At 71.0% G+C, this 23,834-nt stretch carries 24 protein-coding genes; 14 read left to right on the top strand and 10 right to left on the bottom strand.

What is annotated here, in order from left to right; genetic code table 11:
* Window positions 1–41 precede the first annotated feature (41 nt).
* Window positions 42–395, top strand: coding sequence for a hypothetical protein (locus BLW43_RS18985; RefSeq protein ID WP_093255861.1), 354 nt, complete (start codon window positions 42–44; stop codon window positions 393–395).
* 110 nt (window positions 396–505) lie between these two features.
* Here BLW43_RS18985 and BLW43_RS18980 read toward each other — a convergent pair whose 3' ends face one another.
* Window positions 506–1,189, bottom strand: a complete 684-nt coding sequence (locus BLW43_RS18980) for a hypothetical protein (RefSeq protein ID WP_093255860.1) — start codon at window positions 1,187–1,189, stop codon at window positions 506–508.
* 479 nt (window positions 1,190–1,668) lie between these two features.
* Here BLW43_RS18980 and aztA point away from each other — a divergent pair, with 479 nt between their 5' ends.
* The 3 genes from aztA to BLW43_RS18960 are packed head-to-tail and all read left to right on the top strand — an operon-like array spanning window position 1,669 to window position 4,202.
* The gene (aztA, locus tag BLW43_RS18970) at window positions 1,669–2,412 is read left to right on the top strand and encodes a zinc ABC transporter ATP-binding protein AztA (protein WP_093255857.1); all 744 of its coding nucleotides are present in this window, start codon (window positions 1,669–1,671) and stop codon (window positions 2,410–2,412) included.
* Window positions 2,412–3,278: a metal ABC transporter permease gene (locus BLW43_RS18965; protein WP_093255855.1), complete on the top strand. Its 867-nt coding sequence runs from the start codon at window positions 2,412–2,414 to the stop codon at window positions 3,276–3,278. Before aztA ends, BLW43_RS18965 begins: the two co-directional genes overlap by 1 nt.
* 12 nt (window positions 3,279–3,290) lie before the next feature.
* Complete coding sequence (locus tag BLW43_RS18960) at window positions 3,291–4,202, top strand: metal ABC transporter solute-binding protein, Zn/Mn family (protein ID WP_093255854.1); 912 nt, start codon at window positions 3,291–3,293, stop codon at window positions 4,200–4,202.
* Between the two features lie 85 nt (window positions 4,203–4,287).
* Here the strand turns inward: BLW43_RS18960 and BLW43_RS18955 are convergent, their stop codons facing one another.
* From BLW43_RS18955 to BLW43_RS18940, 4 genes are read right to left on the bottom strand one after another with little or no spacing between them, the layout of a single operon-like run.
* Entirely contained in the window at window positions 4,288–5,742 is a 1,455-nt protein-coding gene (locus BLW43_RS18955; protein ID WP_093255852.1) for an ABC transporter ATP-binding protein, read from the bottom strand.
* On the bottom strand, window positions 5,739–6,563 hold the full coding sequence (locus BLW43_RS18950) for an ABC transporter permease subunit (protein WP_217632240.1): 825 nt from the start codon (window positions 6,561–6,563) through the stop codon (window positions 5,739–5,741). The genes BLW43_RS18955 and BLW43_RS18950 overlap by 4 nt, the downstream gene beginning before the upstream one ends.
* On the bottom strand, window positions 6,560–7,486 hold the full coding sequence (locus BLW43_RS18945) for an ABC transporter permease (protein WP_093255851.1): 927 nt from the start codon (window positions 7,484–7,486) through the stop codon (window positions 6,560–6,562). The genes BLW43_RS18950 and BLW43_RS18945 overlap by 4 nt, the downstream gene beginning before the upstream one ends.
* 7 nt (window positions 7,487–7,493) lie before the next feature.
* A complete protein-coding gene (locus tag BLW43_RS18940; protein ID WP_245731131.1) occupies window positions 7,494–8,999 on the bottom strand; it encodes an ABC transporter substrate-binding protein in 1,506 nt (501 codons plus the stop codon).
* A 520-nt stretch (window positions 9,000–9,519) separates the two neighbouring features.
* Between BLW43_RS18940 and BLW43_RS18935 the strand changes: the two genes are divergently transcribed.
* Complete coding sequence (locus BLW43_RS18935; protein WP_093255848.1) at window positions 9,520–10,428, top strand: LysR family transcriptional regulator; 909 nt, start codon at window positions 9,520–9,522, stop codon at window positions 10,426–10,428.
* 58 nt (window positions 10,429–10,486) lie between these two features.
* On the opposite strand, the gene BLW43_RS18930 is transcribed toward BLW43_RS18935, so the two are convergent.
* Complete coding sequence (locus BLW43_RS18930) at window positions 10,487–10,915, bottom strand: hypothetical protein (RefSeq protein WP_093255846.1); 429 nt, start codon at window positions 10,913–10,915, stop codon at window positions 10,487–10,489.
* Window positions 10,916–11,385: 470 nt separating this feature from the next.
* On the opposite strand from BLW43_RS18930, the gene BLW43_RS18925 reads away from it, so the two are divergent.
* Both BLW43_RS18925 and BLW43_RS18920 read left to right on the top strand, forming a co-directional pair.
* Window positions 11,386–12,537 carry an MBL fold metallo-hydrolase gene (locus tag BLW43_RS18925; RefSeq protein ID WP_217632239.1) on the top strand — a complete coding sequence of 384 codons (1,152 nt, stop codon included), beginning with the start codon at window positions 11,386–11,388 and terminating at the stop codon, window positions 12,535–12,537.
* Window positions 12,538–12,576: 39 nt separating this feature from the next.
* Window positions 12,577–13,728: a CobW family GTP-binding protein gene (locus tag BLW43_RS18920; protein ID WP_093255845.1), complete on the top strand. Its 1,152-nt coding sequence runs from the start codon at window positions 12,577–12,579 to the stop codon at window positions 13,726–13,728.
* Window positions 13,729–13,924: 196 nt separating this feature from the next.
* Here BLW43_RS18920 and BLW43_RS18915 read toward each other — a convergent pair whose 3' ends face one another.
* Window positions 13,925–14,290: a winged helix-turn-helix transcriptional regulator gene (locus tag BLW43_RS18915; protein ID WP_093255843.1), complete on the bottom strand. Its 366-nt coding sequence runs from the start codon at window positions 14,288–14,290 to the stop codon at window positions 13,925–13,927.
* A gap of 91 nt (window positions 14,291–14,381) precedes the next feature.
* Here BLW43_RS18915 and BLW43_RS18910 point away from each other — a divergent pair, with 91 nt between their 5' ends.
* Window positions 14,382–14,702 (top strand): YdhR family protein, encoded by a 321-nt coding sequence (locus tag BLW43_RS18910; protein ID WP_093255842.1) that lies wholly within the window; start codon window positions 14,382–14,384, stop codon window positions 14,700–14,702.
* Window positions 14,703–14,936: 234 nt separating this feature from the next.
* On the opposite strand, the gene BLW43_RS18905 is transcribed toward BLW43_RS18910, so the two are convergent.
* Window positions 14,937–15,944, bottom strand: a complete 1,008-nt coding sequence (locus tag BLW43_RS18905; protein WP_245731130.1) for a LacI family DNA-binding transcriptional regulator — start codon at window positions 15,942–15,944, stop codon at window positions 14,937–14,939.
* Between the two features lie 150 nt (window positions 15,945–16,094).
* Between BLW43_RS18905 and BLW43_RS18900 the strand changes: the two genes are divergently transcribed.
* Genes BLW43_RS18900 through BLW43_RS18890 form a run of 3 tightly spaced genes read left to right on the top strand, consistent with a single transcriptional unit; the run spans window position 16,095 to window position 19,704 of the window.
* Window positions 16,095–17,624, top strand: a complete 1,530-nt coding sequence (locus BLW43_RS18900) for a sugar ABC transporter ATP-binding protein (protein WP_093255839.1) — start codon at window positions 16,095–16,097, stop codon at window positions 17,622–17,624.
* Window positions 17,611–18,633 (top strand): ABC transporter permease, encoded by a 1,023-nt coding sequence (locus BLW43_RS18895; protein ID WP_093255837.1) that lies wholly within the window; start codon window positions 17,611–17,613, stop codon window positions 18,631–18,633. The genes BLW43_RS18900 and BLW43_RS18895 overlap by 14 nt, the downstream gene beginning before the upstream one ends.
* A gap of 30 nt (window positions 18,634–18,663) precedes the next feature.
* Window positions 18,664–19,704: a substrate-binding domain-containing protein gene (locus BLW43_RS18890; protein WP_217632238.1), complete on the top strand. Its 1,041-nt coding sequence runs from the start codon at window positions 18,664–18,666 to the stop codon at window positions 19,702–19,704.
* Window positions 19,705–19,889: 185 nt separating this feature from the next.
* On the opposite strand, the gene pyrF is transcribed toward BLW43_RS18890, so the two are convergent.
* Both pyrF and BLW43_RS18880 read right to left on the bottom strand, forming a co-directional pair.
* Window positions 19,890–20,630 carry an orotidine-5'-phosphate decarboxylase gene (gene pyrF, locus BLW43_RS18885; RefSeq protein WP_093255836.1) on the bottom strand — a complete coding sequence of 247 codons (741 nt, stop codon included), beginning with the start codon at window positions 20,628–20,630 and terminating at the stop codon, window positions 19,890–19,892.
* Window positions 20,620–21,420, bottom strand: a complete 801-nt coding sequence (locus BLW43_RS18880) for a ferredoxin--NADP reductase (RefSeq protein ID WP_093255834.1) — start codon at window positions 21,418–21,420, stop codon at window positions 20,620–20,622. The genes pyrF and BLW43_RS18880 overlap by 11 nt, the downstream gene beginning before the upstream one ends.
* 144 nt (window positions 21,421–21,564) lie before the next feature.
* Between BLW43_RS18880 and BLW43_RS23730 the strand changes: the two genes are divergently transcribed.
* From BLW43_RS23730 to BLW43_RS18865, 3 genes are all read left to right on the top strand, one after another.
* Complete coding sequence (locus tag BLW43_RS23730) at window positions 21,565–22,140, top strand: FHA domain-containing protein (protein WP_175479003.1); 576 nt, start codon at window positions 21,565–21,567, stop codon at window positions 22,138–22,140.
* A 99-nt stretch (window positions 22,141–22,239) separates the two neighbouring features.
* Window positions 22,240–23,157, top strand: a complete 918-nt coding sequence (locus tag BLW43_RS18870) for a DMT family transporter (protein WP_093255831.1) — start codon at window positions 22,240–22,242, stop codon at window positions 23,155–23,157.
* Window positions 23,158–23,215: 58 nt separating this feature from the next.
* Window positions 23,216–23,800, top strand: coding sequence for a septation protein A (locus tag BLW43_RS18865; protein WP_093255829.1), 585 nt, complete (start codon window positions 23,216–23,218; stop codon window positions 23,798–23,800).
* The last annotated feature ends 34 nt before the right edge of the window (window positions 23,801–23,834 follow it).

Here is a 23,834-nt window from a genome sequence, read left to right as displayed (position 1 = left end):
GAACCCGAATCTCACCACGCTTCCGAAGAAGGAAACCGACCATGACCGCCTGCAACCTTCCCCATCACGCCAATCACGACCACGTCCACGGACCCGGTTGCGGCCACGTCGCCGTGAAACACGACGGCCATGTCTGCTACCTCCATGACGGGCACATGCATCATCCCCACGGCGACCATGTCGACGAGCATGCGCTGACGGTCAGCGCGACCAACCCCGACGCCTGCACGCCCGCCCACGCCTGCGGCGGCCACGCGGCCGACCATGTCCACGGCCCCAACTGCGGACACCCCGCCGTGCCGCACGGCGACCACGTTTGCTATCTCGTGAACGGCCACCTTCATCATCCGCATGGCGACCACTGCGACGACCACGGGCCGCTCGAAACGGTCTGAGGACCGAAGGGCTCGCACGCGAAGGGCGACGCCCTAAGCCCTGCGACGCGATCACCGCGGCGCCTCACGCCGCGGTGATCATGTTCAGGTTCATTGAGCCGCTCGCGCCCCTACGCGGCGATGCGGCGGCGCAGGCCCGCCATCAGCCCCAGGGCCGCCGCGAGCAGCAGCGCCGTGGCCGGCAGTGGGATCGGCGCGACGGCGATCGGCTGGCCGAGCGCGTCGCCGGCGTCAGGGTCGCCGGTGATCTGGGCGGCGGTGCGCAGGAAGAAGGCGCCGTCGATGTGCCGCGAGGTCGGGCCGCCGAACTGGCGGGGATACTGCGGATACTCGTTCGCCCAGTCGGTCAGGTGCAGGTGCGGGTTGAAGTCGGGTCCGTCGCCGGGAAAGCCGATCGACCAGAGATTGAGCCCCTCGCCGCGCGCGTCGCCGATGCTGATTCCGTCACCTTCGTCCCAACGGCCGCTCTGCAGCAGCGCGCCGGTTGCGGTGTCGAAGTTGGCGTTGAAGCCGTCGGCGAGGTGATTGTCCTCGAAGCGCTCCACCAACGCGCCGTCGCCGTCGAACACCGCCCAGTCGAAGTCGGTGAAATCGGGTGCGCGGACAACGCCATCGGCCGGCGCGGCGTCGTAGGCGAAGCGCCCCTCCAGCGTGAAACCCGCGAACTGTCCGGTCCACGACATCCCATAGACCGCCGCCGCGGCTGGCGCCGCGACAAGGCCCGGAGCCACGGCGATCAGCGCCATGGCAAGGATGCGTGCGCCTTTCGGCGTTGCGAAGTGCGTGTCGATCATGACCTGTCCCTCTCGATGTCAGTCATGTTTGTTATGTTATTACATTTATCACCTGTAAACGATTCTGTTGACGGCGGCTCCCGCATGGATTGTGCGGCGCCCCCGACCCTCGACCCCCGAGGCCCGATGGCGAGGCGATCTGGATCGGGCTTCGCTGTTTGCGGCGGGGGAGTACGAGCGAGAAGCGCCGGCGGATCCGGGTGGACCGAGCCGGCGCTGGTGCAAGCCGTCGCAGCGTGGGCGGGCTTGCCATATTGTAATAGTATAACATATTATTCCACCCGATGCCGGGGAATGATCAGAATGCGGACGACGCCATCGACGATGCGCTCCGGCCCTCCGGCCGATCTGGCGGCGGTGCGTCGCCCTTTCGTCCGAACCGGTGCGCCTGGCCTTCTGCTTGCGTCGGTCTGGCCGCGGCTGGCGCTCGCCGCGGTCCTGTCGGCGTTGCTCTGGCTCTCGTTCCTGTGGGCCGTCTCATGAGCTCCGCCGCCCTGCGCCTCAAGAACCTGACGCTTGGCTATGACCGGCATCCGGCGGTGCATCACCTCGACGCGACCATCGCCGCAGGGTCGATGACGGCCATCGTGGGCCCGAATGGCGCGGGCAAGTCGACGCTGCTCAAGGCCGTCGCCGGAGCGCTGGCGCCCCTTGCGGGCGCAGTCTGCTTCGACGGGCCGCGCCCGCAGCTGGCGTGGCTGCCGCAGGCCGCCGAGGTCGACCGCAGCTTCCCGCTTTCGGTCGGCGAATTCGCGGCGATGGGGCTCTGGTCGCGCATCGGCGTCTTTGGCGGGTTGCGCCGCGCCGATCGCGCGCGCCTTGCGGCGGCGCTCGATGCGGTCGGCATGGCCGGCTTCGCCCATCGACCCATCGGCGCGCTGTCGGGCGGCCAGATGCAGCGCACGCTGTTCGCGCGGCTGCTGCTGCAGGACGCCGGGCTGATCCTGCTCGACGAGCCCTTCGTCGCCATCGACGCGCGCACGACCGCCGACCTGATGGCGCTGGTCGCCCGCTGGCGCGGCGAGGGCCGCACCGTGGTCGCCGTGCTGCACGATATGGAGATGGTGCGCGCGCACTTCCCCGAGACGCTGCTGCTGGCGCGGGAACTGATCGCCCACGGCTTGACGGCGGACGCGCTGTCGGCGGCGAACCTGCTGCGCGCCCGGGCGATGGTCGAGGCGCCAGATCCCTTCGCGCCCGTCTGCGAGAGAGGCGCCGCCTGATGTGGGAACTGCTGGTCGCGCCGTTCGCCGACTTCGGCTTCATGCGCCGCGCCCTGGTCGGCTGCCTCGCAATTTCCCTGGGCGCCGCCCCGGTCGGCGTGTTCCTGATGCTGCGGCGCATGAGCCTGACCGGCGACGCCATGGCCCACGCGATCCTGCCCGGCGCGGCGCTCGGCTATCTCGCGGCCGGGCTTTCGCTGACCGCGATGACGCTCGGCGGCCTCGCCGCCGGCCTTGCGGTCGCGCTGCTTTCCGGCGTCGCGTCGCGGGCGACGGCGCTGCGCGAAGACGCGACGCTGGCGGCCTTCTACCTGATCTCGCTGGCGCTCGGCGTGCTCATGGTGTCGATGCGCGGCGGCGCGGTGGACCTCATGCATGTACTGTTCGGGACGGTGCTCGCGCTCGACGACGCCGCGCTGACCCTGCTCTGCGCCATCGCGACGGTAACGCTCTTGGCGCTGGCGGCTTTCTTCCGACCGCTCGTGCTGGAATGCGTTGATCCGGGCTTCCTGCGGTCGGTGGGCGGCCCGAGCGCGGGCGTGCACTTCCTGTTTCTGGCGCTCGCCGTGCTGAACCTCGTCGGCGGGTTCCACGCGCTCGGCACGCTGATGGCCGTCGGGATCATGATCCTGCCGGCGGTCGCCGCGCGTTTCTGGGCGCGGAGCATCGTCGGACTGATCGCCGTCGCCGCCGTCACCGCGGCGGGGTCCGGCGCGGCCGGGCTGCTCCTGTCGTTCCACCTCGGCTTGCCCTCGGGCCCGTCGATCATCCTCGTCGCGGGCGGCGCGGTCGTCCTGTCGCTGTTCTGCGGTCCCGTCGGGGGCGTGCTGCCCCGGCTGGCGCGCCGCACCCATCTCGAAGCCTGAACGGAGAACCCGATGCTCACCCGTCGCCTGTTACTGTCGAGCGCGCTCGCGCTCTCGCCCCTGGCGGCGCTCGCCGGCGCTCCGCTGAAGGTCGTGGCCAGCTTCAGCATCCTTGGCGATCTGGTAGGGCAGGTCGGCGGAAAGCGCATCGCGCTGACCACCCTCGTCGGCCCCGACGGCGACGCCCATGTCTATCAGCCGACGCCGGCGGACGCCCGCGCCGTCGCGGCGGCCGACCTCGTGATCGTCAACGGCCTCGGCTTCGAAGGATGGATCGACCGCCTGATCGCGGCTTCCGGGTTCGATGGGCCGGTCGCCGTCGCAAGCGACGGCGTCGACGTGCTCATGGTCGAGGGTGACGCGGCGCACGGGCATTCCCACGGCCACGAGCATGGCGACGTCGACCCGCACGCCTGGCAGAGCGTTCCGGCGGTCAGCGCCTATCTCGCCAACATCGCCGACGCGCTGATCGACGCGGACCCCGACGGTGCGGAGGCCTACGCAGCGTCGCGCGACGCCTATCTCGAAGAACTCGCCGCGCTCGAGGCGGAGATCGCCGCAGCCGTCGCCGCCCTGCCGCCCGGGCGCCGCGTCGTCGTGACCTCGCATGACGCCTTCGGCTACTTCGCCCGCGATCACGGACTGGCGTTCCTCGCCCCGCAGGGGGTCAGCACCGAGGCCGAGGCGTCGGCGCAGGACGTGGCGGCGCTGATCACCCAGATCCGCGAAGGCGCAATCCCGGCGATCTTCGTCGAGAGCGTCGCCGATCCCCGGCTCCTCCAGCAGATCGAGCGCGAGACCGGCGCCCGCATCGGCGGCGCGCTCTACTCGGACGCTCTGTCAGGGACCGACGGGCCGGCGTCGACCTATCTCGACATGATGCGGCGCAATCTGCGGATGCTGACCGAGGCACTCTCGGGCTGAACCGCGGGGAACCGACGACGGACGCTCCGTCGCGGGTAAGACGGCTGACCGGGCGCTTGCGGGCGCCTGGATGACTGCGCGGCGGTCAGCCCGCCGCGCCGAGCGCGACGGCGGGGGCCGCTCGGCCCGCCGCTTCAGCAGTCCCATGCCCGCCGAGCGCCATGCGCCAGTCCGCCGTCCGGTCGAGCAGCGCGGCGTCGTGGCTGACGAGCAGGACCGAGCATCCCTCCTCGGCGAGGGTCGCGATGAGGTCGATCACGCCGCGCTGGGTGATCGGGTCGAGGCGCGAGGTAGGCTCGTCGGCAAACAGAAACCGCGGTTCCGCCAGCATGACGCGCAGCAGCGCGAGACGCTGGAGTTCGCCGCCCGACACCTGTTCAGGGCGCCGCGCCAGCAACGCAGGCGCGAGGTCGAGCCGCGCGAGCAGCGCCTCGACCTCGGCGCGCCGCCGTCCGAAGCGGCGCGCGACGTCCGCAAGGGTCGCGCCAAGCGCACGCCTGCGCGGAAAGGCCGAGACGGGATCCTGGTAGAGTTTCTGGAACGCGGTGCGCGCGACGCCCTCGATGCGCCGCACCGCTCCGCACGCGGGTGCGTGCAGGCCCAGCAGCGCGTCGCCGAGGCTCGACTTGCCGCAACCGGACGGCCCCGAGACGCCGACGATCTCGCCGGCGCGCAGCGTGAGGTCCAGGCCCTCGACCAGCGCCCGCCCGCCGCGCGAAACGGTCAGCCGGCGGCCCTCTACGACGCTCGGGCCGGCGGCGCGGCGAGCGCGACGCGGCCAGCGCGCAGGGTCGGCGTCCAGCAGTTTCTGGGTGTAGTCGGCCTGCGGCGCGGCGAAGATTTCGGCGAGCGGCCCGCTCTCGACCACGGCGCCCTCGCGCATCACGATCAGCCGCCCGCCCAGGAGCTGCGCCAGCGCCAGATCATGCGTGATCGCCAGCAAGCCGCCGCCCGTCTCAAGCGCCCGCGTCAGAAGCCGCGCGACCTCGTCGCGGCGCGCCGCGTCGAGGCCCTTCGTGGGCTCGTCGGCGACCACGATCCGCGCGCCGCCCGCCCGCGCCGCGGCGAAGGCGACGCGCTGCGCCATGCCGCCCGACAGCTCGTGCGGATACCTGCGCCCCGCCTCGTCGCCGAGCCCCAGCGCGGCGAGATCGGCCGCCGCCGCCCGCCGCGCCGCGACCGGGGCGAGACCGCGCACGAGCGCATGGGCCTCGGCCACCTGCGCGCGGGCCCGCATGAGCGGGTCGAGCGACAGCCAGGGCTCCTGCGGCAGGACGGCGACGGCGCGCCCCCAGAGCCGGCGGAAACCCTGCGGCTGCGCCGCGTCGTGCTCGGCCTCAGCGATGCGCACGCGCCCGCGGGCCCAAAGCTCCGGCGGCAGCGTTCCCATCAGCGCCTGCGCGAGCAGGCTCTTGCCAGAGCCGGTCTCCCCCAGAACCACGAGCGGCGCGCCGGCGTCGAGCCGCAGCGACACGGGATGCACCAGCGCGCGCCCCGAGGCGTCGAACACGGCCACATCGTCGGCCTGAAGCAGCGTCATCTGGCGCGGTCTCCGGCCATCAGGATCAGTCCGAGCAGCAGCGTGAAGGTCGCGATCACCGGCGTCAGCAGCGCGAAGGGGGCCTCGCGCCAGTAGGGCAGCAGCTCGACCATCATCAGCCCCAGCTCCGGCGTCGGCGCGCGCATGCCGACGCTGACGAAGCCGAGCGCCGCGATCGCCATGATCGCCGTGGCGGCGCCGAAGGCGGCGGCGGTCAGCATCACCGGCGCGATCTCTGGCCAGAGGTGCCGGCGCAGGACGTAGAGCGGCCCGAAGCCCAGCAGCCGCGACGCCTCCACCGCCGGCGACGCCAGCACGGCGCGCGACGTCGCTCTGGTCAGCCGAAAGAACTCGACCCACAGCACGAGCGACAGGCCCGCCCAGAACCCCAGCGCCGTCCCCGGCATGATCGCCAGCACGATCAGCACCAGCAGCAGCCCCGGCAGCGCCAGCAGCGCGTCCGCGACCAGCGTCAGGGCGCGGTCGACCCAGCCGCCCCGCGCCGCGGCGAGACCGCCGAGCAGCAGCCCCGCAGCGCCGGCCGTCGCCACGGCGGCGGCGGCGATGGCGGGCGACAGGCGCAGGGCGTGGGCGAGGCGATGGAACAGCGAACGGCCCAGGTGGTCGTAGCCGAAGGGCGCGGCGGCGTCCGGCCCGCCCAGGGCCTTCGTCAGCGACTGCGTGAACGGGTCTCCCGCCACGACGAGCGGCGCGAGAACGCCGAAGCCGAGCGTCACGAGGACAAGCGCCGCGCCGACGGCGAAGCCCCCTGCGCGGCGCCGCGGCGGCGCGGCGCCCGAGGCCGCGAGCGCGCCGCTCACGCCGCGCCCCTGGGGTCGATGCGCCGCAGCGCGATGTCGATGGCGGCGTTCACGGCCACGAACCCAAGGCCGAGCATCAGCGCCGCGCCCTGCACCACGGGCACGTCGCGCGCAAAGATCGCATGGACCAGCGCATGGCCGATCCCGGGCCAGCCGAAGATGGTCTCCACCACCACGACGCCTTCGACCAGCGTGACGAACTGCAGGCCGAGCAGCGTCAGCAGCGGGACGGCGACGTTGCGCAGCCCGTGACGCCAGAGCACCTGCCCGCGCGAAAGTCCCTTGAACTCCGCGAAGCGCCAGAACGCCGTCGCCGCGATCTCGGTCGTCGCGTCGCGCGCGATCCGGGCCGAGGTCGCCGCGAGGCCGAGCGCCAGCGCGAGGCTCGGCAGGATGACATGCCGCGCCGCGCCGTGCCCAGCGGCGGGCAGCCAGCCAAGCTCGACCGAAACGAGCACGATCAGAACCAGCGCCAGCAGAAACTGCGGCGTCGCCCTGAACGCCGTGGCGGCGACCAGCAGCGCCCGGTCGAGCGCGCCGCCCGGCCGCAGCCCGGCCGCCACCCCCAGCGGCGGCCCGATAAGCAGCGACAGCGCCACCGCCGCCAGCGCCAGCTGCAGCGACGCGCCGAGCTGGTGCGCAAGCTCCGCCGCCACCGGCTGGCCCGAAACCAGAGAGACGCCGAAATCGAGCCGGAAGAGATCGCCAAGCCATTGCAGCAGCGCCGGCAGCGCGGGGCCGTCCAGTCCCAGCTCGGCGCGCACGGACGCCGCCGCGGCGGCGTCCACGTTGTCATAGCCGTAGCGCCCGGCGGCGATGCGCCAGGCGGCGTCTCCCGGCAGGGCGCGCATCATCGCGAAGGTGGAGACGCCGACCAGCAGCGCCACCGCCAGCGCCTGCAGCGCGCGCGACAGGAGCGGCATCCCGCGCTCAGTCCGCCCAGCGGATCGCGGACAGGCCGAAACTCCGCTCCCACGGGTCGATCGCGGCCCCGGCGACCCGATTGGAGGCGGCGAGCGTCTGCTGGTACCAGGCGATCGGGATCACCGGCAGATCCGCCTGCAGGATCGCCGCAGCTTCGGCCCGCGCCGCCGCGCCCGCCTCGCCGCGCGCGATGCGGTTGGCGAGATCGACGAAGGCCGCGTTCTCCCAGCCCATCGCGCCCCAGTCGCCGGTGGGCGCGTAATCCTGCAGGATCGTGCCGATGGGGTCGGGCACGAGCGCGAAGTTGCGGGCGAGCAGGCCCAGCTCCAGCGTGCCGGCGGCATGGCGGGCGGGGATCTCCGACGAATTCGTGCTGTCGATGGTCAGCGCGACGCCGACGGCGCGGAACATCTGCTCCAGCACCGCCGCAGCGAGCGGCAGCTCCGGCCGGTCGGGGTAGGTCGTCAGGGTCAGTTCGAACCGCCGCCCGTCGCGCTCCAGCACGCCGTCGGCGCCGGGCGTCCAGCCCAGTCCGGCGAGGAGGCGCCGGGCCTCGTCGGGGTCGTGGGCGAGCGGCTCCAGGGCGTCGCTGTGCCAGCCGGCGACCGAGGGCGGAAACAGCTGGTCGGCGCCTTCGGGGTAGCGCAGCACGGCCTGCGCGAGACCCTGCCGGTCGATCGCGAGGCTGAGGGCGCGGCGCGCCTCGGCCGAGTCGAGGAACGGATGCGCGGCGTTCACCTTCAGCAGCAGCGAGCGCGGGATCGGGGCGGCGTGGACGGTCACCTCATCGGAGCCGCGCAGGCGGGTGACGGTCGCCGGGTCGAGCGCGTAGACGAACTCGGCGTCGCCCGATTCGGCCATCAGCGCGCGCGTCTCGGCGCGACCGACGGCGGTGTAGGCGACGTCGGCGATGGTCGGCGCAGGGCCCCAGTACCCGGCGTGGGCCGTGGCCGTGAGGCTCTGCGGCGGGGTCAGCGTCTCGATCCGGTAGGGGCCGGTGCCGATGACCGAGGTCGCCGCGCCGTCTGCCCCGTAGGACGCCGGCGCCAGGATCTGCGAGCGATACTCGGCGAGGAAGGCCGGCAGGGCGGCGAACGGGGCCGAGAGCGTCACGACCACCGCGCCGTCCCCGGCCGCGATGGCCGTGATCGGCGCGCGATCGAGAAGGCCCGGCTTGGCCCGAGCGATCTCGAGCGCGCCGGCCGTCGCCGCGGCCGTCAGCGGCGTCCCGTCATGGAACGCGACGCCGTCGCGGATCGCGAAGCGCCAGGTCAACCCGTCGGCGGAGACCTCCCAGGCGGTCGCGAGGCCCGGCGTCAGCCGACCTTCCGCGTCAACCTCGACAAGCGTTTCGGCGACGCCCATGCGGGTGAAGATCGACCCGCTGACGGTGGGGTCCGGCGACACGATCTCGAAGGGAGCGGCCACGCGGAGCGTCGCATCGGCCAGAGAGGAGAGCGGCGCCAGCAGCAGCGCCGCGACGGCGAGGGAGATGGTAAGGCTTGGGCGCACGTCGATCATCCTCAATGTTGCCATGGAAGCTTGCAAACGACTCGACGCAGGGCGCGTCGCACCCGGTTAATAGGTTATCACATAACAATAGAAAAGCCTCGAAGCGACGCTTCGCGCCGGGAGCCGGGCTGCGCGGCGGTCGCGGGGCGCGCCAGACGGATTGTCGCGGTCGCGGCGCGTCCCGGGCGCCGAGCCGAAGCGGCGGCAGAACGTCGCGGCGGCTGCCATGACGATCTCGCAGACGCCGCTCGCCCGATGTCTCGCCCTCGCGAAAAGGCCGGTTGCGGCCTCGATGAATTGCTCACGCGTCGCGGGGCGAAGGCCCTGACGCGCCGGGCGGCCGAGGAGACCCCGAGATCTTCGTTCTGGGCGGCATCCGCTCACATCGACGAGAAGCGTGGCGTCTCGCCTGCCGTAACGGCATGATTCGTGCCAATCCTTTCTCCGGCCATGCCTGGCGGTCGGAGCGGTCGTTCCGCCGCTCGGGCGTCGCCGGGCAGTCGGCGAAGGAGTCTGAAGGATGGACTGGGACGACCTGCGCTTCTTCAACGCCATCGCCACGGCCGGCAGCGTCGCGAGGGCGGCTCAGACGCTTGGCGTGGCGCAACCGACGGTGACGCGCCGCGTGCGCGACCTCGAACAGAAGCTCGGCGCGCGCCTGTTCGACCGCCTGACGTCCGGCTACCGGATGACCGAGGCGGGGGTTCGGGTTTTCACGAAATCGGTCGAGGTCGCGCGGATCATGCGGTCCATCGCCGACGACGTGGCGGGCCAGGAGGCGGATGTCGCCGGTGCGGTCTGCATCACCGCGTCTGAGGGCATCGGCGCGTCATGGCTTGCGCCGCGGCTCGGGGCCCTGCGCGCGCAGCACCCGGCGCTCGTGATCAACCTGGAGCTCTCGACGCTGACGCGCGACGTCGCCGCCGGCGATGCCGACGTCGCGCTGCGGATGGGCGAGCCGGGCGACGATGCGCTGGTCGGCCGCCGCATCGCGACGATACCGTTCTGTCTCTACGCAGCGCGGGGCTACCTCGCGGCCCACGGCGCGCCGCGGGACTTCGAGGACCTGCGCCGTCACCACATCATCGAAAGCTCCGGGCGTCTCGAGCATGTCCCGCAGGCGCGATTGCTGCGAGATATCGCCAACGGCGCCGTCACCGTCGCCGCGCTGGACAACATCTTCGCGCAGACCGCGGTCGCGAAGGCCGGAGCGGGGCTGGTGGGGCTGCCCTGCTACCTCGGGAAGAACGACCCCGACCTGACCCCGATCCTCGAGAACGACTTCCGTATCGAACTGCCCGTGTGGCTTCTGACCCGCCCCGACCTGCGCAGCACGGCGCGGGTGCGCGCGGTGCTGGACTTCATCGTGGCCGAGGCCCTGCGCACGCTGCCTCAGCCCGGGCAGTTTCTGATGCGTGAAGCGGTCTGACGTTCAGGGAGGCCGCGCCCGCCCGCTTGCGCCCGGACCGCGGCGGCGGCGACCGTACTCAGTTCGCCTCCACGTCGAAGCGCGCCTTCAGCCATGCGGCCGCCGCCGCACGCGATGCTCCGTCGATCGCCGTCGCGACGGCCTTCATCCGCTCAGCCGCCGGGCCCAAGACCTGCTCGCGGGGGCCAAGCGCCTCGGCCCGACGGGCGAGATGCTCCGGATCGGACCCTGCGCTCGTCAGCGCCTCGTCATGGGCCGCACCGATGTCCGCAGGCGTCGCGGCCGGCAGGCTGAGCAGCTTCTGCGCGCCGAAGCCGGCGGCGAAGAACGACATGCGGACTTCCCCAGCCGCGCCGGACCGCGCCTGGCCGTCCACCATCTCATGCACCTCGCCGAAGTGCGGCAGGTCGGGGACGGCGGGATCGCGGATCCGTCCGCCGTCCTTGTCGAGCACGCCGACCGGGAAGATCGGCCCGGCCCGGCCCATGGACCTCGGCGCCCCAAGGCGCCGTAGCCGCATATGCGCGCGCGCCCCGGAGCGCGTTGACATCGGTGACGTGGCGGACCAATCGCGTGAGAGTGCCGGACCAACGGCTCATGGCGCAGGACTCCGAGCGGCGGATCGCCCGGCTCCACGTCAGAGGCGCCGTCCTGAACCACTTCGCCATCCCTGGCGCGCCTGTCGCCGGTGTGATGCAACAGGTATTTCCGGGCGAACGTCGAAGTTCGGCCGAAACGCGATCGGCGCGACAGGGCCCCTCCGCGCCGCAAATCTTGCGCACGACTCGACCAGCGCCTGGCCGTCCTCCTGCTCGCAGGCGGCCGTCACGACGCCGCCGCGAACGCGGGCGGACGCTCCCAATTATTACCCGGAGGTGCGTACTTCCTCCCCGGAAAGGCGCCAACTACGCTCGACCCGCTGAATGTCAAAAAGAAACAACCGGGAGGTGCAACGCAATGACCATGGGCATGATCACAGATTCCGACGCCGGCAGGATCGACCGGCGTGACGTGCTGGGCGGCGGCGGCGCCGTTATTGGCGGCATGGTTTCCGGGCTGTTCGGCGGCGCCCGGCCGGCGCGCGCGCAGGCGATCTCGGGCGGCGTCCCCGAGGTGGACCGCGCCACCGTCAGGGTGGTGACCGACAACTACCACTTCGCCCTCAGCCCCAGCGGCATGATCGGCGACGTCGAGGTGGGACGCACCGGCTTCGCGCTTTCCGACGCGCCGCCCGAAAAGGCCCTGCAGAGCGAGTTCGGGCTCTCGCTTCACCTCGAGACCCAGCGCGCCGCCGAGACCCGCAAGATTCTCATCGATTTCGGCTACTCGTCGCCGACTCTGCTCAACAACATGGCGATCCTGGGCATCGACGCTTCCGAGCTCGACGCCATGGTGCTGAGCCATGGTCACTTCGATCACTTCGGGGGGATGGTCGGGTTCTTCACCGCAACGCAGGGCAAGCGCAGGCCGGGACTGCCGTTTTACCTTGGCGGCGAGGAATGCTTCTGCACGCGGCAGCTGACCGTCGGGCCGTCGCCCAAGAACTTCGGCGCACTCGACCGGCAGGCGATCGATGACGCGAACCTCGAGGTTCTGAACGCCGAAGGGCCCTCGATCCTGGCGGATCACGCGTTCGTCACGGGACATATCGGCAAGGCCACCTTCGAGCGCGTGCTGTCGCCGACCCGGATGAAAGTCGGCGTCGATGGCGGTCTCGGCTGCTTTCCCGACCAGATGCCCGCCGATCGTCGCGCCGACGACTGGGCGCCGGACGAGTTCGGCCACGAGATATCCACCTGCGTCAACGTCAAGGGGCGCGGGCTGGTCGTGACGACGTCGTGCGGCCACCGCGGCATCGTCAACACCGTCAAGCGCGCGATGGCGGTGTCGGGCGTCAGGAAAGTGCACGCCGTGCTCGGCGGCTTCCACCTCGCGCCGCACGACGAGGCGTATGTGCGCAAGACCATCGATGAGCTCGTCGCCCTCGATGTCGACCACATCATTCCCATGCACTGCACCGGAGAGATGTTCTACGAAATCCTGAAGGCCGAATTGCCGAGTAAGCTGATCCGCTCGTACACCGGCACCAAGCTGGTGTTCGGGGCCTGACATAGGCGGCGCGGCAAACAACTAACAGGATCTCACATCATGACGAATTTCATCGCCGAGCGGATTCCGATCTCGGTCCTGACCGGTTTCCTCGGCAGCGGCAAGACCACGCTGCTGTCGCGCCTGTTGCGGCATCCGGCCATGTCGCGCACGGCCGTGGTCATCAACGAGCTGGGCGAGGTCGGCCTCGACGGCGCGCTCGTCGAGGCCGTGGACGAGGAGATGGTCGTGCTCGACTCGGGCTGCATCTGCTGCACGGTGCGCGGCGATCTGGTCGAGACGCTGGGCCGGCTTCGGGAGGCCCGCGAGAACGGTCGCGGGCCGGCCTTCGAACGCGTGCTTGTCGAGACGACCGGCCTCGCCGACCCGACCCCGATCCTGCACACGCTCATGACCGATCCGGCGCTTGCGGCAGGCTACAGGATGGACGGCGTCATCACGACGATCGACGCCGTTCTTGGCGCCGATCAGCTCGATCGCCACACCCAGTCCGTGAAGCAGGCGGCCCTTGCCGATCGCCTCGTGCTGACCAAGTCCGACCTCGCCGATCCCGAGACCGTGCAGGCGCTGACGGCGCGGTTGCGATCGATCAACCCCGCCGTCGTCCCGATACGGGTCGTGCGCGGCGCGGTCGATCCCGATGCGCTGCTCGGCGCGGGCCATCCAGATCTCGCCTCGCGGACGGCGGACGTCCGCGCATGGCTCAACGAGGAGGCAGCCGCGCAGGATGGCCATGGGGGGCATGGCCACGACTGCGCGTCCGGCTGCGATCACCACGGTCCGCATCATGGCGCCTTCCGCCACGACGACCGCATCGCCAGCTTCTGCCTGAGCGGCGATGCGCCGATGGACTGGGCCGATGTCGATGAGGCCTTCGGCCTGCTGCTGCAGTTGCACGGCGAACAGGTTCTGCGCGTGAAGGGTCTGCTCGACGTCAGGGGGAGCGATCGCCCGATCGTCATCCATGGCGTTCAGCACCTGTTCTCCGAGCCGGCGATGCTGGCGGCCTGGCCGGACGGCATGAACGGGACGCGCATCGTGTTCATCACGCATGATCTCCCCGAGGCGCGTGTGCGCCAGGTGCTCGAACCCTTCCTGCCGATCGCACGCGGCGCCGAACCGGGCCGGCGCGACCATGGCGGCCATCCTCCGCCGCCCGTAACGACGACGCATCCGCATGGAGAACCGTGACGGCCGCTGAACTCACGCGGCTTCGGGGGCGCCGCTCCGGACTGCCGCGAAGACGGCGAGGATGCTCCGGAAGCGGCGCGTCCAGCGCATCTTCCGCGCCGACCGGATCAGTCGGCGACCAGAGCTCCGCGCTACGGTGACGGCATGGAGCGGCGGACCTGACGCAGTTAGGTCGAACGCCGCTCCAGTGCCGCCGTCAGTCCGCATCCTCGGCGGCCCGGCGCCGCTGCTCCAGGATGGCGGGGTAGTTCTCCACAACCCATTGCTCCATGGCGCGCGCCAGCGCGCTCAGGGATCTGCCGAGATCGGTGAGCCGATACTCGACCCGGGGCGGCACTTCCGGATAACTCGTGCGCTCGACGAAGCCGTTGCGTTCAAGCGCGCGCAGCGTCTGGGTCAGCATCTTGGGCGAGATGCCGCCGATGGCGCGATGCAGGGCCCCCGTCCGCACCGGCCCCTGCTGCAGGCAGCACAGGATCAGGATCGCCCATTTGCCGGCGATCAGGTCGAGCATCTCGCGCGACGGGCAATCCATGTTGTAGGGGTCTGCCGGGAGAAACATCGCATTTATTACCATAAGGTGCGTACTATCCTGATGGCAGTGTACTGATTAGGTTGCCAACCATCAAGCAGCCAAGCAGGGGATACCCGTCATGTCACAGCCCACCCGCGTCTTTCTCTATGCCGAATTCCAAGTTTCCGCGCCGTTCACCGAGGGCGTCTGGGGCGAGGTCAATCCCGCCATGAAGACCGTCCCGGGCCTGCGCAGCAAGACCTGGCTGAGCGGGATCAACACCCACACCGTCGGCGGCTTTTACGAGTTCGACTCCGTCGCCAACGCCCGCGCCTATGCCGAGGGCATGCTGGCGGGCTTCGCGAAGGCGGTCGACGCCAGCCTCACCGTCAAGCTGTTTGACGGCGACGTGGTCGCCGAAGCGAGCCGGGGCATGCAGTCGCCATTCTTCGCGGCCTGACCACCCTGGGCGCTGAACGTCTCTGGCGCCACCGACGCGGCATCGCATCGGTGGCGCGACGAAACCGCCCTTCGCGCCCCGGCTTGGGGCCGGTCCCCGAGAACGCCGCCCGCGATGGGTCTTCCCGGGACTGGCCGGAACCGTCGCGCGATCGCTGAGTCCTCGTTGGTCCCTGCCGGCGCTGCGCGCGGCGCGCGATCCCCCGTCGGGCCGCATGAAGGACGCTCGACGTTCTCAGTCGACGCGCTCTGGCCGGATGGTCGATCCCGGAATGAGGGCGTAGCCCACGTCTCTGACGGGCTCGACCGGTTCGCCCGAGAGCCGCCCGACGAGCATTTCCGCCGCCACGCGCCCCAGCTTGAGCGTGGACACATGCATGGACGTGAGCCGATGGCTGAGCACCGAGGCCACGGGCATGTCACCCCAGCCCACGATGCCGATGTCGCCAGGAACGTGCAACCCGATCCGCTGGCAGTATTGCAGCCCGCCGAAGGCCATCGAGTCGTTCTGGTAGAAGACGCACTCCGGTTCGCAGCCCGACGCGAGCAGTTGCTCCGTGCCGTAGTAGCCGGGATAGAACGTCGCGGTGTCGTGCAGGCAAAGCTGCCGCGCGACCGTTCCGCCGCCGTCCGTCACGGCCTTGGCGAAGCCTTCCAGCCGCGCCGTCGCCGCATTCGCGGTGTCGTGCGAGGTGCCGACATAGCCGACCCTGCGATACCCGCGGCCGACGAGGAAGCGCCCCATCTCGAAGCCGCAGTCGTAGTGGTCGAGGCCCACGCACATGTCGAGCGGGCTCGAGTTCAGATCCCAGATCTCCACCACCGGCAGGCCGCTGCTCCGCAGCATCTCGACGGCGCGGGGCGAGTGCGAGCGCCCGGTGAGAATGAGGCCCGCAGGCCGCCATGACAGCACCGTGCGGATCCAGTCCTCCTCCTCCGCCAGCGTGTGCCGGGTGAGGCCGAGCACGGTCTGGTAGCCATGGAGGCCAAGCTTGTCGCCGATGCCTTCGAGCACCCGGGCGAAGGCCTCGTTGCCGAGGTCGGGGATCGAGACGCCGACGAAGGTGGTGCCCTGATCGCTCGCGAAGGCGGTCGCGATGCGATTCGGCACGTAGCCGAGACGCTCGACCTGGGCCATCACCTCGGCGCGGGTCTTCTCGGAATAGCCGCCCCCGCCGCGCAGGACGCGGCTTGCGGTCATCTTCGAAACGCCTGCGGCGCGGGCGACCTCCGCAAGGCTCACCTTGCCGTTTCCGCCCCGGTTTTCAGACATGGGCGACTGGCGTGCGTTACCGGTAACATCATCTATTGACAGGGCCGTGCTCCGGGAGAAGACTTCGCTGCGTTATCGGTAACGCTACCGGCGAGCGGCGGCCGCAACAAGGGAGGATCCATGACGGCGCGCCAGCACAAGGGGCTGTTCTTCGACCGCATCGACAAGCATTTCGGCGGCGCCCACGCGCTGCGGGACGTGTCGCTGGCCGTTGGCCGGGGCGAGATCGTCGCGCTGCTGGGCGAGAACGGCGCGGGCAAGTCCACCCTGATCAAGGTGCTGGGCGGGATCCACCGGCCCGACTCGGGCCAGGTGCTTATCGACGGCAGGCCCTACGAGCATCGGCCCGCGGGCTTCGGCGAGCGCCAGAAGGTCGCCTTCATCCACCAGGATCTCGGGCTCGTGGAGTGGATGACGGTGGCCGAGAACATCGCGCTCGCGCTCGGCTACAGGCGGCGGGCCGGCCTCATCGACTGGGGCGCGGCCGAGCGCTTCGCGGCGGCGGCGCTTGCGCGCGTCGACTGCGACTTCGACCCGACCACGCGGGTGGAGAACCTGACGCGAACCGAGAAGTCGCTCGTCGCAATTGCGCGGGCGCTGGCGGTGGACAGCGAGTTTCTCGTGCTCGACGAGCCGACCGCCTCGCTGCCGGCCGACGAGGTCGCGCGCCTTTTCGCCGCGATCCGCCCCCTGCGCGAAAAGGGGGTCGGCATGATCTATGTCAGCCACCGGCTCGACGAGATCTTCCGCATCGCCGACCGCGTGGCGGTGCTGCGCGACGGCGAGATGGTGGGCGTGCGCGCCATCGGGCACACGACGCCCGAGGAGCTGGTGCAGAAGATCGTCGGCCGCAGGACGCGCGAAACGGTGAAGTCGAGCGAACCTCCGGGGGCGCCGATCCTCGAGCTTCGGCGCTTCACGGCGGGTGCGGTGGGGCCGCTCGACTTCACGCTGCGGCGCGGCGAGGTCGTCGGGCTCGTGGGCCTGCGCGGCGCCGGGCACGAGGCGGTGTCGCGCGCGCTGTTCGGCGCCCATCCGCACGCGGGCGAGGTGCGGCTGAACGGGCGGACGCCCGACCTGTCGTCGCCTCTGCGCGCGATGCTGTCGGGTTTCGGTCTCGTCGCGAAGGACCGCACCGAGGAGTCGGTCGCCATGAGCCTGACGATCCGGGAGAACACCTTCCTCAATCCCGCAGCCGTCGGGCGCGGGCTCATGAACCTCCTCACGCCGGCGCGCGAGGCCGCGCAGGCCGCGGCGATCGGCGCGGACCTCGGTCTGTCGCCCAACGACCCGGGCCTCGCCATCGAGGCGCTGTCGGGGGGCAATCAGCAGAAGGTCGTGATCGGGCGCTGGCTCGCCACGCGCCGGGCGCTGCTGATCTGCGAAGACCCCACGGCGGGCGTGGATGTCGGCGCCAAGGCGGAGATCTACGCGCTTCTCAATCGGGCGCTGGCGAACGGCGTCGGCGTGCTGCTCGTCTCGACCGATTTCGAGGAGATCGCCGCGATCTGCCACAGGGCCATCGTCTTCAGCCAGGGCGCCATCGTCGACGAGCTGGCGGGCACGCGGCTGACGACGGAGAACCTGATCCAGTCCGCGTCGGCGGGCGCCGTCGCCCCGCAGGGAGAGACCGCCCATGCAATCGCTTGAAAGCGGCGCGCTGGAGCCCACCAGGGCCGAGCTGAAGGGGCTCTCCGCCGCGAGGAAGGCGATGCGGCTCCTGCCGGTCTACGGGCTCGTGATCCTGACCGCGCTGCTGATCGGGCTGTTCTCGATCCTGCTGCCGGACACCTTCCCCACCATGCTGAACCTGCGCGCCATCGTGTCCGACAAGGCGATCATCGCGCTCCTGTCGCTCGGCGCCATGATCCCGATGGCGGCGGGGCGGATCGATCTGACGGTTGGCTACGGCATCGTGCTGTGGCACATCCTCGCCATCAGCCTGCAGACGACGCTCGGGCTGCCGTTTCCGGCGGCGGTGGCGATCGTCCTGATGCTGGGCGCGCTGACAGGCTTCCTGAACGGGATGCTGGTCGAGGTCGCCCGGATCGACAGCTTCATAGCGACGCTGGGCACCGGGACCGTGCTCTATGCGCTGGCGCTGTGGCACACCGGCGGGCGGCAGATGGTGGGGGAGCTGCCGCAGGGCTTCTTCGACCTCTCGACCACCTTCGTCTTCGGGCTGCCGATCACGGGCTACTATCTTCTGGCGATCACGCTGGCGATGTGGGTCGTGCTCGAATACACGCCCGTCGGGCGGTATCTCTACGCCATCGGCGCCAATCCGCGCGCGGCGGCGCTGAACGGCATCCCGGTCCGCAAGTATGTGATCGGCGCGTTCATGGCCTCGGGCGTGATGACGGCGCTGGCCGGCGTCATCCTCGCGTCGAAGCTGCGCATCGGGCAGGCGTCGGTGGGGCTCGAATTCCTGCTGCCCAAGCTTGTGGGCGCGTTCCTCGGCTCCACGACGATCAGGCCGGGGCGGGTGAACGTCTGGGGCACCATCGTCGGCGTCGCGATCCTCGCCGTCGGCATCTCCGGCATCCAGCAGTTCGGCGGCTCGTTCTGGGTCGAGCCGCTGTTCAACGGCGTGACGCTGCTGATCGCGATCGGCATCGCCGGCTACGCCCAGCGCCGCAAAGGCGCGGCCAAGCGCTGAAGGGCGCGGACCCAACAGGAGGAAACAGGAATGCACAGCAGATCAATCGTCGCCGCGCTTCTGATCGGCGCGGCCATGGCCAGCGCGTCGCAGGCCGAGGGCGTCTGGGACGGGCCGACCACCGGTCCGGGCGGCGCCGAGGGCAAGTCGATCGTCGTGCTCGCGGCCGACCTCAAGAACGGCGGCGTCCTCGGCGTGACGACGGGCGTGGAGGAGGCCGCCAGGGTGCTGGGCTGGCAGGTGCGCGTTCTGGACGGCGCCGGCTCGATCCAGGGCCGCACGGCGGCGATCGGGCAGGCGCTGGCGCTGCGGCCCGACGGAATCGTGATCAACGGCTTCGACGCCGTCGAGCAGCAGGCGGCGCTCGAAGGCGTCGCCAGCGCGGGCGTTCCGATGGTCGCGTGGCATTCGGGGCCGAAGATCGGCTGCGACGCGCCGGGCGGCATCTTCGCCAACGTCTCGACCGACGCCATGGCCGTCTCCGAGGTCGCGGCGCAATGGGCGATGGCGGACGGCGGCGACGAGGTGGGCGCCGTCATCTTCACCGACTCGACCTACCAGATCGCCATCGACAAGGCGGACCGCATCCGCGAGACCATCGAGGCGATGGGCGGCGCGGTGCTCGAATACGTCGACACGCCGATCGCCGACACCTCGACGCGGATGGGGCCGCTCACGACGTCGCTCCTCCAGAAATACGGCGACCGCTGGACCCATGCGCTCGCCATCAACGACCTCTACTTCGATTTCATGGGCCCGGCGCTGGCCGCGGCCGGCATCGGCGGCGCTGACGGCCCGCAGGCGGGGTCGGCCGGCGACGGGTCTGAGGCCGCGTTCCAGCGCATCCGGACCGGCGGCTACCAGACCATCACCGTGGCCGAGCCGCTGAACCTGCAGGGCTGGCAGATCGTCGACGAACTCAACCGCGCGATCCAGGGACAGCCATGCTCGGGCTACGTCACCTCGCCCGCGCTCGTGACGCGCGAAGGTCTCGAGAAGATGGGCGCCGGCAACCGGTTCGACCCCGATATTCCCTACCGCGAGGCCTACGCCGCGATCTGGGGCAGGTAAGGGCGTCAGCCGCGGGGCCCGAAGTTCGGGTTGAGCGCGCCCGGCCGGAGAACCCCGGTTCGCCGCGGCCCCGATCCGGGAAGGACGGTCATCGCGATCGCGCCCCTCACCCGCGCGACGCCGCGCTTCCGGCGTCCCGTGGCGGCGGGACGGCGCCGGCGCGTGCGTCTCCGCCGCTCGCCGGCTCAGGCGCCGGCGATCTCCGCGGCGATGGCGCGGGCGGCGGCGGCGGGGTCGGCGGCGGCGGTGATCGGGCGACCGACGACGACGTGATCCGCGCCGGCGCGGATCGCGTCGGCCGGGGTGGCCACGCGCTTCTGGTCGTCCGCCGCCACGCCCGCGGGGCGCACGCCGGGAGTGACGATGAGGCGGCCTTCGGCCTCCGGCAGCGCGCGGATCGCCGCGGCCTCCTGCGCGCTGGCGATCACGCCGTCGGCGCCGGCGAGAAAGGCGCGGCGCGCCCGCTCCACCGCGATGTCTCCCGGCGCGCCGGGCACGATCATGCAGTGGTCGAGATCGGCGCGGTCGAGGCTCGTCAGCACCGTGACGGCGAGAATGCGGGTCGCGGAGCCGCCGCGCCCCGCCACCGCCGCGCGCACCACATGCGGGTCGCCGTGAACGGTCAGGAAATCGAGATCGAACTGCGCCAGCCCGCGCGTCGCGGCCTCCACGGTCGCGGGGATGTCAAACAGCTTCATGTCGAGAAAGACGCGCGCGCCGGCCTCCTTCAGCGCCATCGCCGCCGCAAGGCCGCCGCCGGTCAGCATCCCCAGCCCGATCTTGTAGAAGCTGGCCGCGTCGCCGATGCGGGCGGCGAGCTCCTGCGCCGCATGGGCGTGGCCGACGTCGAGCGCGACGATCAGGGCGTCGGGCCTCGCCCCGGCGCCGCTCCGCGCCGCGCCGGCCGCTCCGGGCTCAGCCGACAAAGGCGCGCTCGATGACGAAATGGCCCGGCTTGCTGTTGGCGCCTTCCTCCAGCCCCGCCCCTTCGCAGAGCGCCTTGCAGTCCTGCAGCATCGCCATGGAGCCGCAGATCATCACCCTGTCCTCCCCGACGTTCAGCAGCGGGACGCCAAGTTCGGCCGCCAGCCTGCCGTCGCGCAGCAGGTCCGTGATGCGGCCGGCCCGCTCGAACGGTTCGCGCGTGGCCGACGGGTAGTGGACCAGCTTGACGCCGGCCTCCTCGCCCACCAGCTCGTCGGACTTGGCGGCCTCGGTGATCTCGAAGCCATATTTCAGCTCGGCGACCTCGCGGCAGGTGTGGCAGAGAATGACCTGATCGAACTTCTCGTAGGTCTCCGGCTCGCGGATCAGCGAGGCGAAAGGCGCGATCCCGGTGCCGGTGGAGAGCAGGTAGAGACGCCTGCCCGGCAGCAGCGCGTCGAGCACCAGCGTGCCGGTCGGCTTCTTCTTCATCCACACCGTGTCACCCGGCCTGATCTTGCTGAGCTCCGAGGTCAGCGGGCCGTCGGGAACCTTGATCGAGAAGAACTCGATCTCCTCGTCCCAGGACGGGCAGGCGATGGAGTAGGCGCGCCACACCGGCTTCTCGCCGGGCAGCCCGATCATGACGAACTCGCCGGAGCGGAAGCGGAAGCTCGCCGGCCTGGTCATGCGGAACATGAACAGCCGGTCGGTGTAGTGCTTCACCACGGTCACGGTCTCGGCGAAGGCGCTCGCCGGCGCTTCGAACTGGATGGCGGGCATCACGGTCATGGCCTGCTCCTCGGTGTCTGTCATGGCCGCGTCTAGCCCGGCGATCCGGCATTTGGAAGCGACGCGCCGCGCCGCAACCCCGCGCCGCAGCGTCGCGCGACCCGGGCCGCGCCGCCTTGACCGCGGTCAACGGGAGGCGGACGCTTGCGCCAGACGTCGCCACGGGAGGTGCTGGCCATGCGCGGAGTGGAGGTGATCCTGATCATCGAGGATGTCTGGGGCGGCCCGCCGCGGCGGGTCCGCTTTCCCGACGCGCCCACGGAAGGCGGAAGCAGGCGCCTCACCATCGGCCGCTCGGCGGACTGCGACATCGCGCTCGACGACCCCGGCAGAACATTGTCCCGCCGCCACCTCGAGCTGGACCGGCGCGCCGACGGGCTGACCGTGACCGACGTCAGCCTCCTGGGAAGCTGGCTGGGCGGGGCGCGGATGCCCGCCGAACTGCCCCTGCCGCTCGATCACGGAGACGTGATCGATTTCTCGCATTTCCGCATCTCGATCCAGGTGGCGGGCGGCGATTCGGTCGATGCGCTGCTGGCCGAGCTGGAGACCGTGCCCGACGCGCCGCCCCCTGCTCGCGCAAGGCGGCCTGCGCGGCCCGCCGCCGCGCCGCCGCCTCCGGCCCCGCCGCAGGCGCCGACAGCCGCAGGCGGAGACGCCGCCGACGAGGTCGATCTCGACGCCCTGCTGAACAAGGAGTTCGTGCGTCGGGGCGACTGACGCCGGCTCAGCCATGCGCTCCGCGCAAGGCGGCCCTTCTCTGGACCCCGCCGATCTCGGGGCGCATCACCGTCGCTCAACAGCGGGGGCTTTCGGAGCATGGGCGAGTTGATCGCCAGCATGGCCGGCACGCCTGAGGGCGAGGTGCTGGCGGTCGCGCTGGCCCTGCTGTCGGCGCTGTCTCATGCGGTGTTCGGGGCCATCAACAAGGGTGGGCGCGACCCCTACCTCACCCGCGGCGCCATCAACGTCTGCTACGGGCTGACGGCGCTGCCGGTGGCGCTGTTCGTCGTTCCATGGCCGACGCCGACGCTCTGGGCGGTGCTGGCCGGCGTCTATCTCATCCACATCGTCTATGAATGGCTGCAGTCGCGCGCCTTCGAGATCGGCGGCTTCACCGTCGTCTATCCCATCGCGCGCGGCACCGGGCCGCTGCTGACGGCGGTGTTCGCAAGCCTGCTCTTCGGCGAGGCGTTCGGCGCCGGCCAATGGGCGGGCATGGCGCTGCTGACCGGCGCGATCTACGCGCTGGCCTGGGCGAACCTGCGGGCGCTGGGCGTGACCGACCTCGCCGCGGCGCGCACGCTGCGCGCGGCGATCCTGACCGCGCTCGTCACCGGCGCGATGATCTCGGTCTACACGCTCTATGACGCCTGGGGCATTCGGCTTGCGGCGAACCCGTTCACCTTCCTCGCCTGGTTCTTCGTGCTCGGCGGCTGCGGCTTCCCGCTGATCGCGCTGGCGCGGTGGCGGCGGCTGCGGCCCGAGCAGCGGCCCGAGCCGCGCGAACTGGCCGTGCGCGGCGTGTTCGGCGCGCTGATCGCCTTCTTCAGCTTCGGCGGCGTGATGCTGGCGATGCGGCTGGGGGCGGTCGGCGAGGCCGCGGCGATCCGTGAGACCTCCATCGTCTTCGCCACCGCGATCGGCGTGCTGATCTTCCGCGAGCGCATCGACGCGCTGCGGCTGTGCCTGATCGGGCTCGTCGCGTTGGGGGCGGTGCTGGTGAAACTCGGCTGAGCTTGGCGCCGCGCCGCGGCCCGGTCTATGTGGACGGCCAGAGGCAGGGAGCGACGCGATGAACCCGTGGATCAAGATTGCGCTGGAGATCGGCCCGCTGGCCGTGTTCTTCGGCACGTTCCAGTGGCTGAAGGGCGCCCCGCTTGAGATCGGGGGCGTCCTCTATCAGCCGGTCGTGGTCGCCACCATCGCCTTCATTCCCGCCATCCTCGCCTCGCTGGCGACAAGCTGGGCCATGACGCGCCAGCTCCCGCGCATGGCGGTCGTCACCGCGATCGTCGTGGTGATATTCGGCGGGCTGACCGTCGCGCTCAACGACGACACCTTCATCAAGATGAAGCCGACCATCGTGAACGGCCTGTTCGCCGTCGGCCTCGGCGTCGGGCTGCTGCAGGGCCGGAGCTACCTCAAATATCTGATGGGCGAGACCATGCCGCTCGACGATGCGGGCTGGATGATCTTCACGAAGCGCTGGGCGCTGTTCTTCGTGTTCCTCGCCCTGCTCAACGAGGCGATCTGGCGCACGCAGTCCACCGAGTTCTGGGTGAACTTCAAGACCTTCGGCAACCTGCCGCTGACGCTGGCCTTCATCGCGAGCCAGTGGCCGATGCTGCGCCGCCACGGGCTCGGCGAGGAGAAGTAGCGCCGCACGCGTCGCGGTGACGGCGGCGCCGCGG

The organism is Rubrimonas cliftonensis, assembly GCF_900107585.1.
Lineage (GTDB): Bacteria > Pseudomonadota > Alphaproteobacteria > Rhodobacterales > Rhodobacteraceae > Rubrimonas > Rubrimonas cliftonensis.
This window is presented reverse-complemented; position numbering and strand designations above follow the sequence as displayed.

Bases quoted from the DNA above. Each gene is read 5' to 3' on its own strand.
- BLW43_RS18985 (WP_093255861.1), top strand. From the start codon at position 42: ATGACCGCCTGCAACCTTCCCCATCACGCCAATCACGACCACGTCCAC.
- BLW43_RS18980 (WP_093255860.1), bottom strand. From the start codon at position 1,189: ATGATCGACACGCACTTCGCAACGCCGAAAGGCGCACGCATCCTTGCC.
- aztA (WP_093255857.1), top strand. From the start codon at position 1,669: ATGAGCTCCGCCGCCCTGCGCCTCAAGAACCTGACGCTTGGCTATGAC.
- BLW43_RS18965 (WP_093255855.1), top strand. From the start codon at position 2,412: ATGTGGGAACTGCTGGTCGCGCCGTTCGCCGACTTCGGCTTCATGCGC.
- BLW43_RS18960 (WP_093255854.1), top strand. From the start codon at position 3,291: ATGCTCACCCGTCGCCTGTTACTGTCGAGCGCGCTCGCGCTCTCGCCC.
- BLW43_RS18955 (WP_093255852.1), bottom strand. From the start codon at position 5,742: ATGACGCTGCTTCAGGCCGACGATGTGGCCGTGTTCGACGCCTCGGGG.
- BLW43_RS18945 (WP_093255851.1), bottom strand. From the start codon at position 7,486: ATGCCGCTCCTGTCGCGCGCGCTGCAGGCGCTGGCGGTGGCGCTGCTG.
- BLW43_RS18935 (WP_093255848.1), top strand. From the start codon at position 9,520: ATGGACTGGGACGACCTGCGCTTCTTCAACGCCATCGCCACGGCCGGC.
- BLW43_RS18930 (WP_093255846.1), bottom strand. From the start codon at position 10,915: ATGGGCCGGGCCGGGCCGATCTTCCCGGTCGGCGTGCTCGACAAGGAC.
- BLW43_RS18925 (WP_217632239.1), top strand. From the start codon at position 11,386: ATGACCATGGGCATGATCACAGATTCCGACGCCGGCAGGATCGACCGG.
- BLW43_RS18920 (WP_093255845.1), top strand. From the start codon at position 12,577: ATGACGAATTTCATCGCCGAGCGGATTCCGATCTCGGTCCTGACCGGT.
- BLW43_RS18915 (WP_093255843.1), bottom strand. From the start codon at position 14,290: ATGTTTCTCCCGGCAGACCCCTACAACATGGATTGCCCGTCGCGCGAG.
- BLW43_RS18910 (WP_093255842.1), top strand. From the start codon at position 14,382: ATGTCACAGCCCACCCGCGTCTTTCTCTATGCCGAATTCCAAGTTTCC.
- BLW43_RS18900 (WP_093255839.1), top strand. From the start codon at position 16,095: ATGACGGCGCGCCAGCACAAGGGGCTGTTCTTCGACCGCATCGACAAG.
- BLW43_RS18895 (WP_093255837.1), top strand. From the start codon at position 17,611: ATGCAATCGCTTGAAAGCGGCGCGCTGGAGCCCACCAGGGCCGAGCTG.
- BLW43_RS18890 (WP_217632238.1), top strand. From the start codon at position 18,664: ATGCACAGCAGATCAATCGTCGCCGCGCTTCTGATCGGCGCGGCCATG.
- BLW43_RS18880 (WP_093255834.1), bottom strand. From the start codon at position 21,420: ATGACCGTGATGCCCGCCATCCAGTTCGAAGCGCCGGCGAGCGCCTTC.
- BLW43_RS18870 (WP_093255831.1), top strand. From the start codon at position 22,240: ATGGGCGAGTTGATCGCCAGCATGGCCGGCACGCCTGAGGGCGAGGTG.
- BLW43_RS18865 (WP_093255829.1), top strand. From the start codon at position 23,216: ATGAACCCGTGGATCAAGATTGCGCTGGAGATCGGCCCGCTGGCCGTG.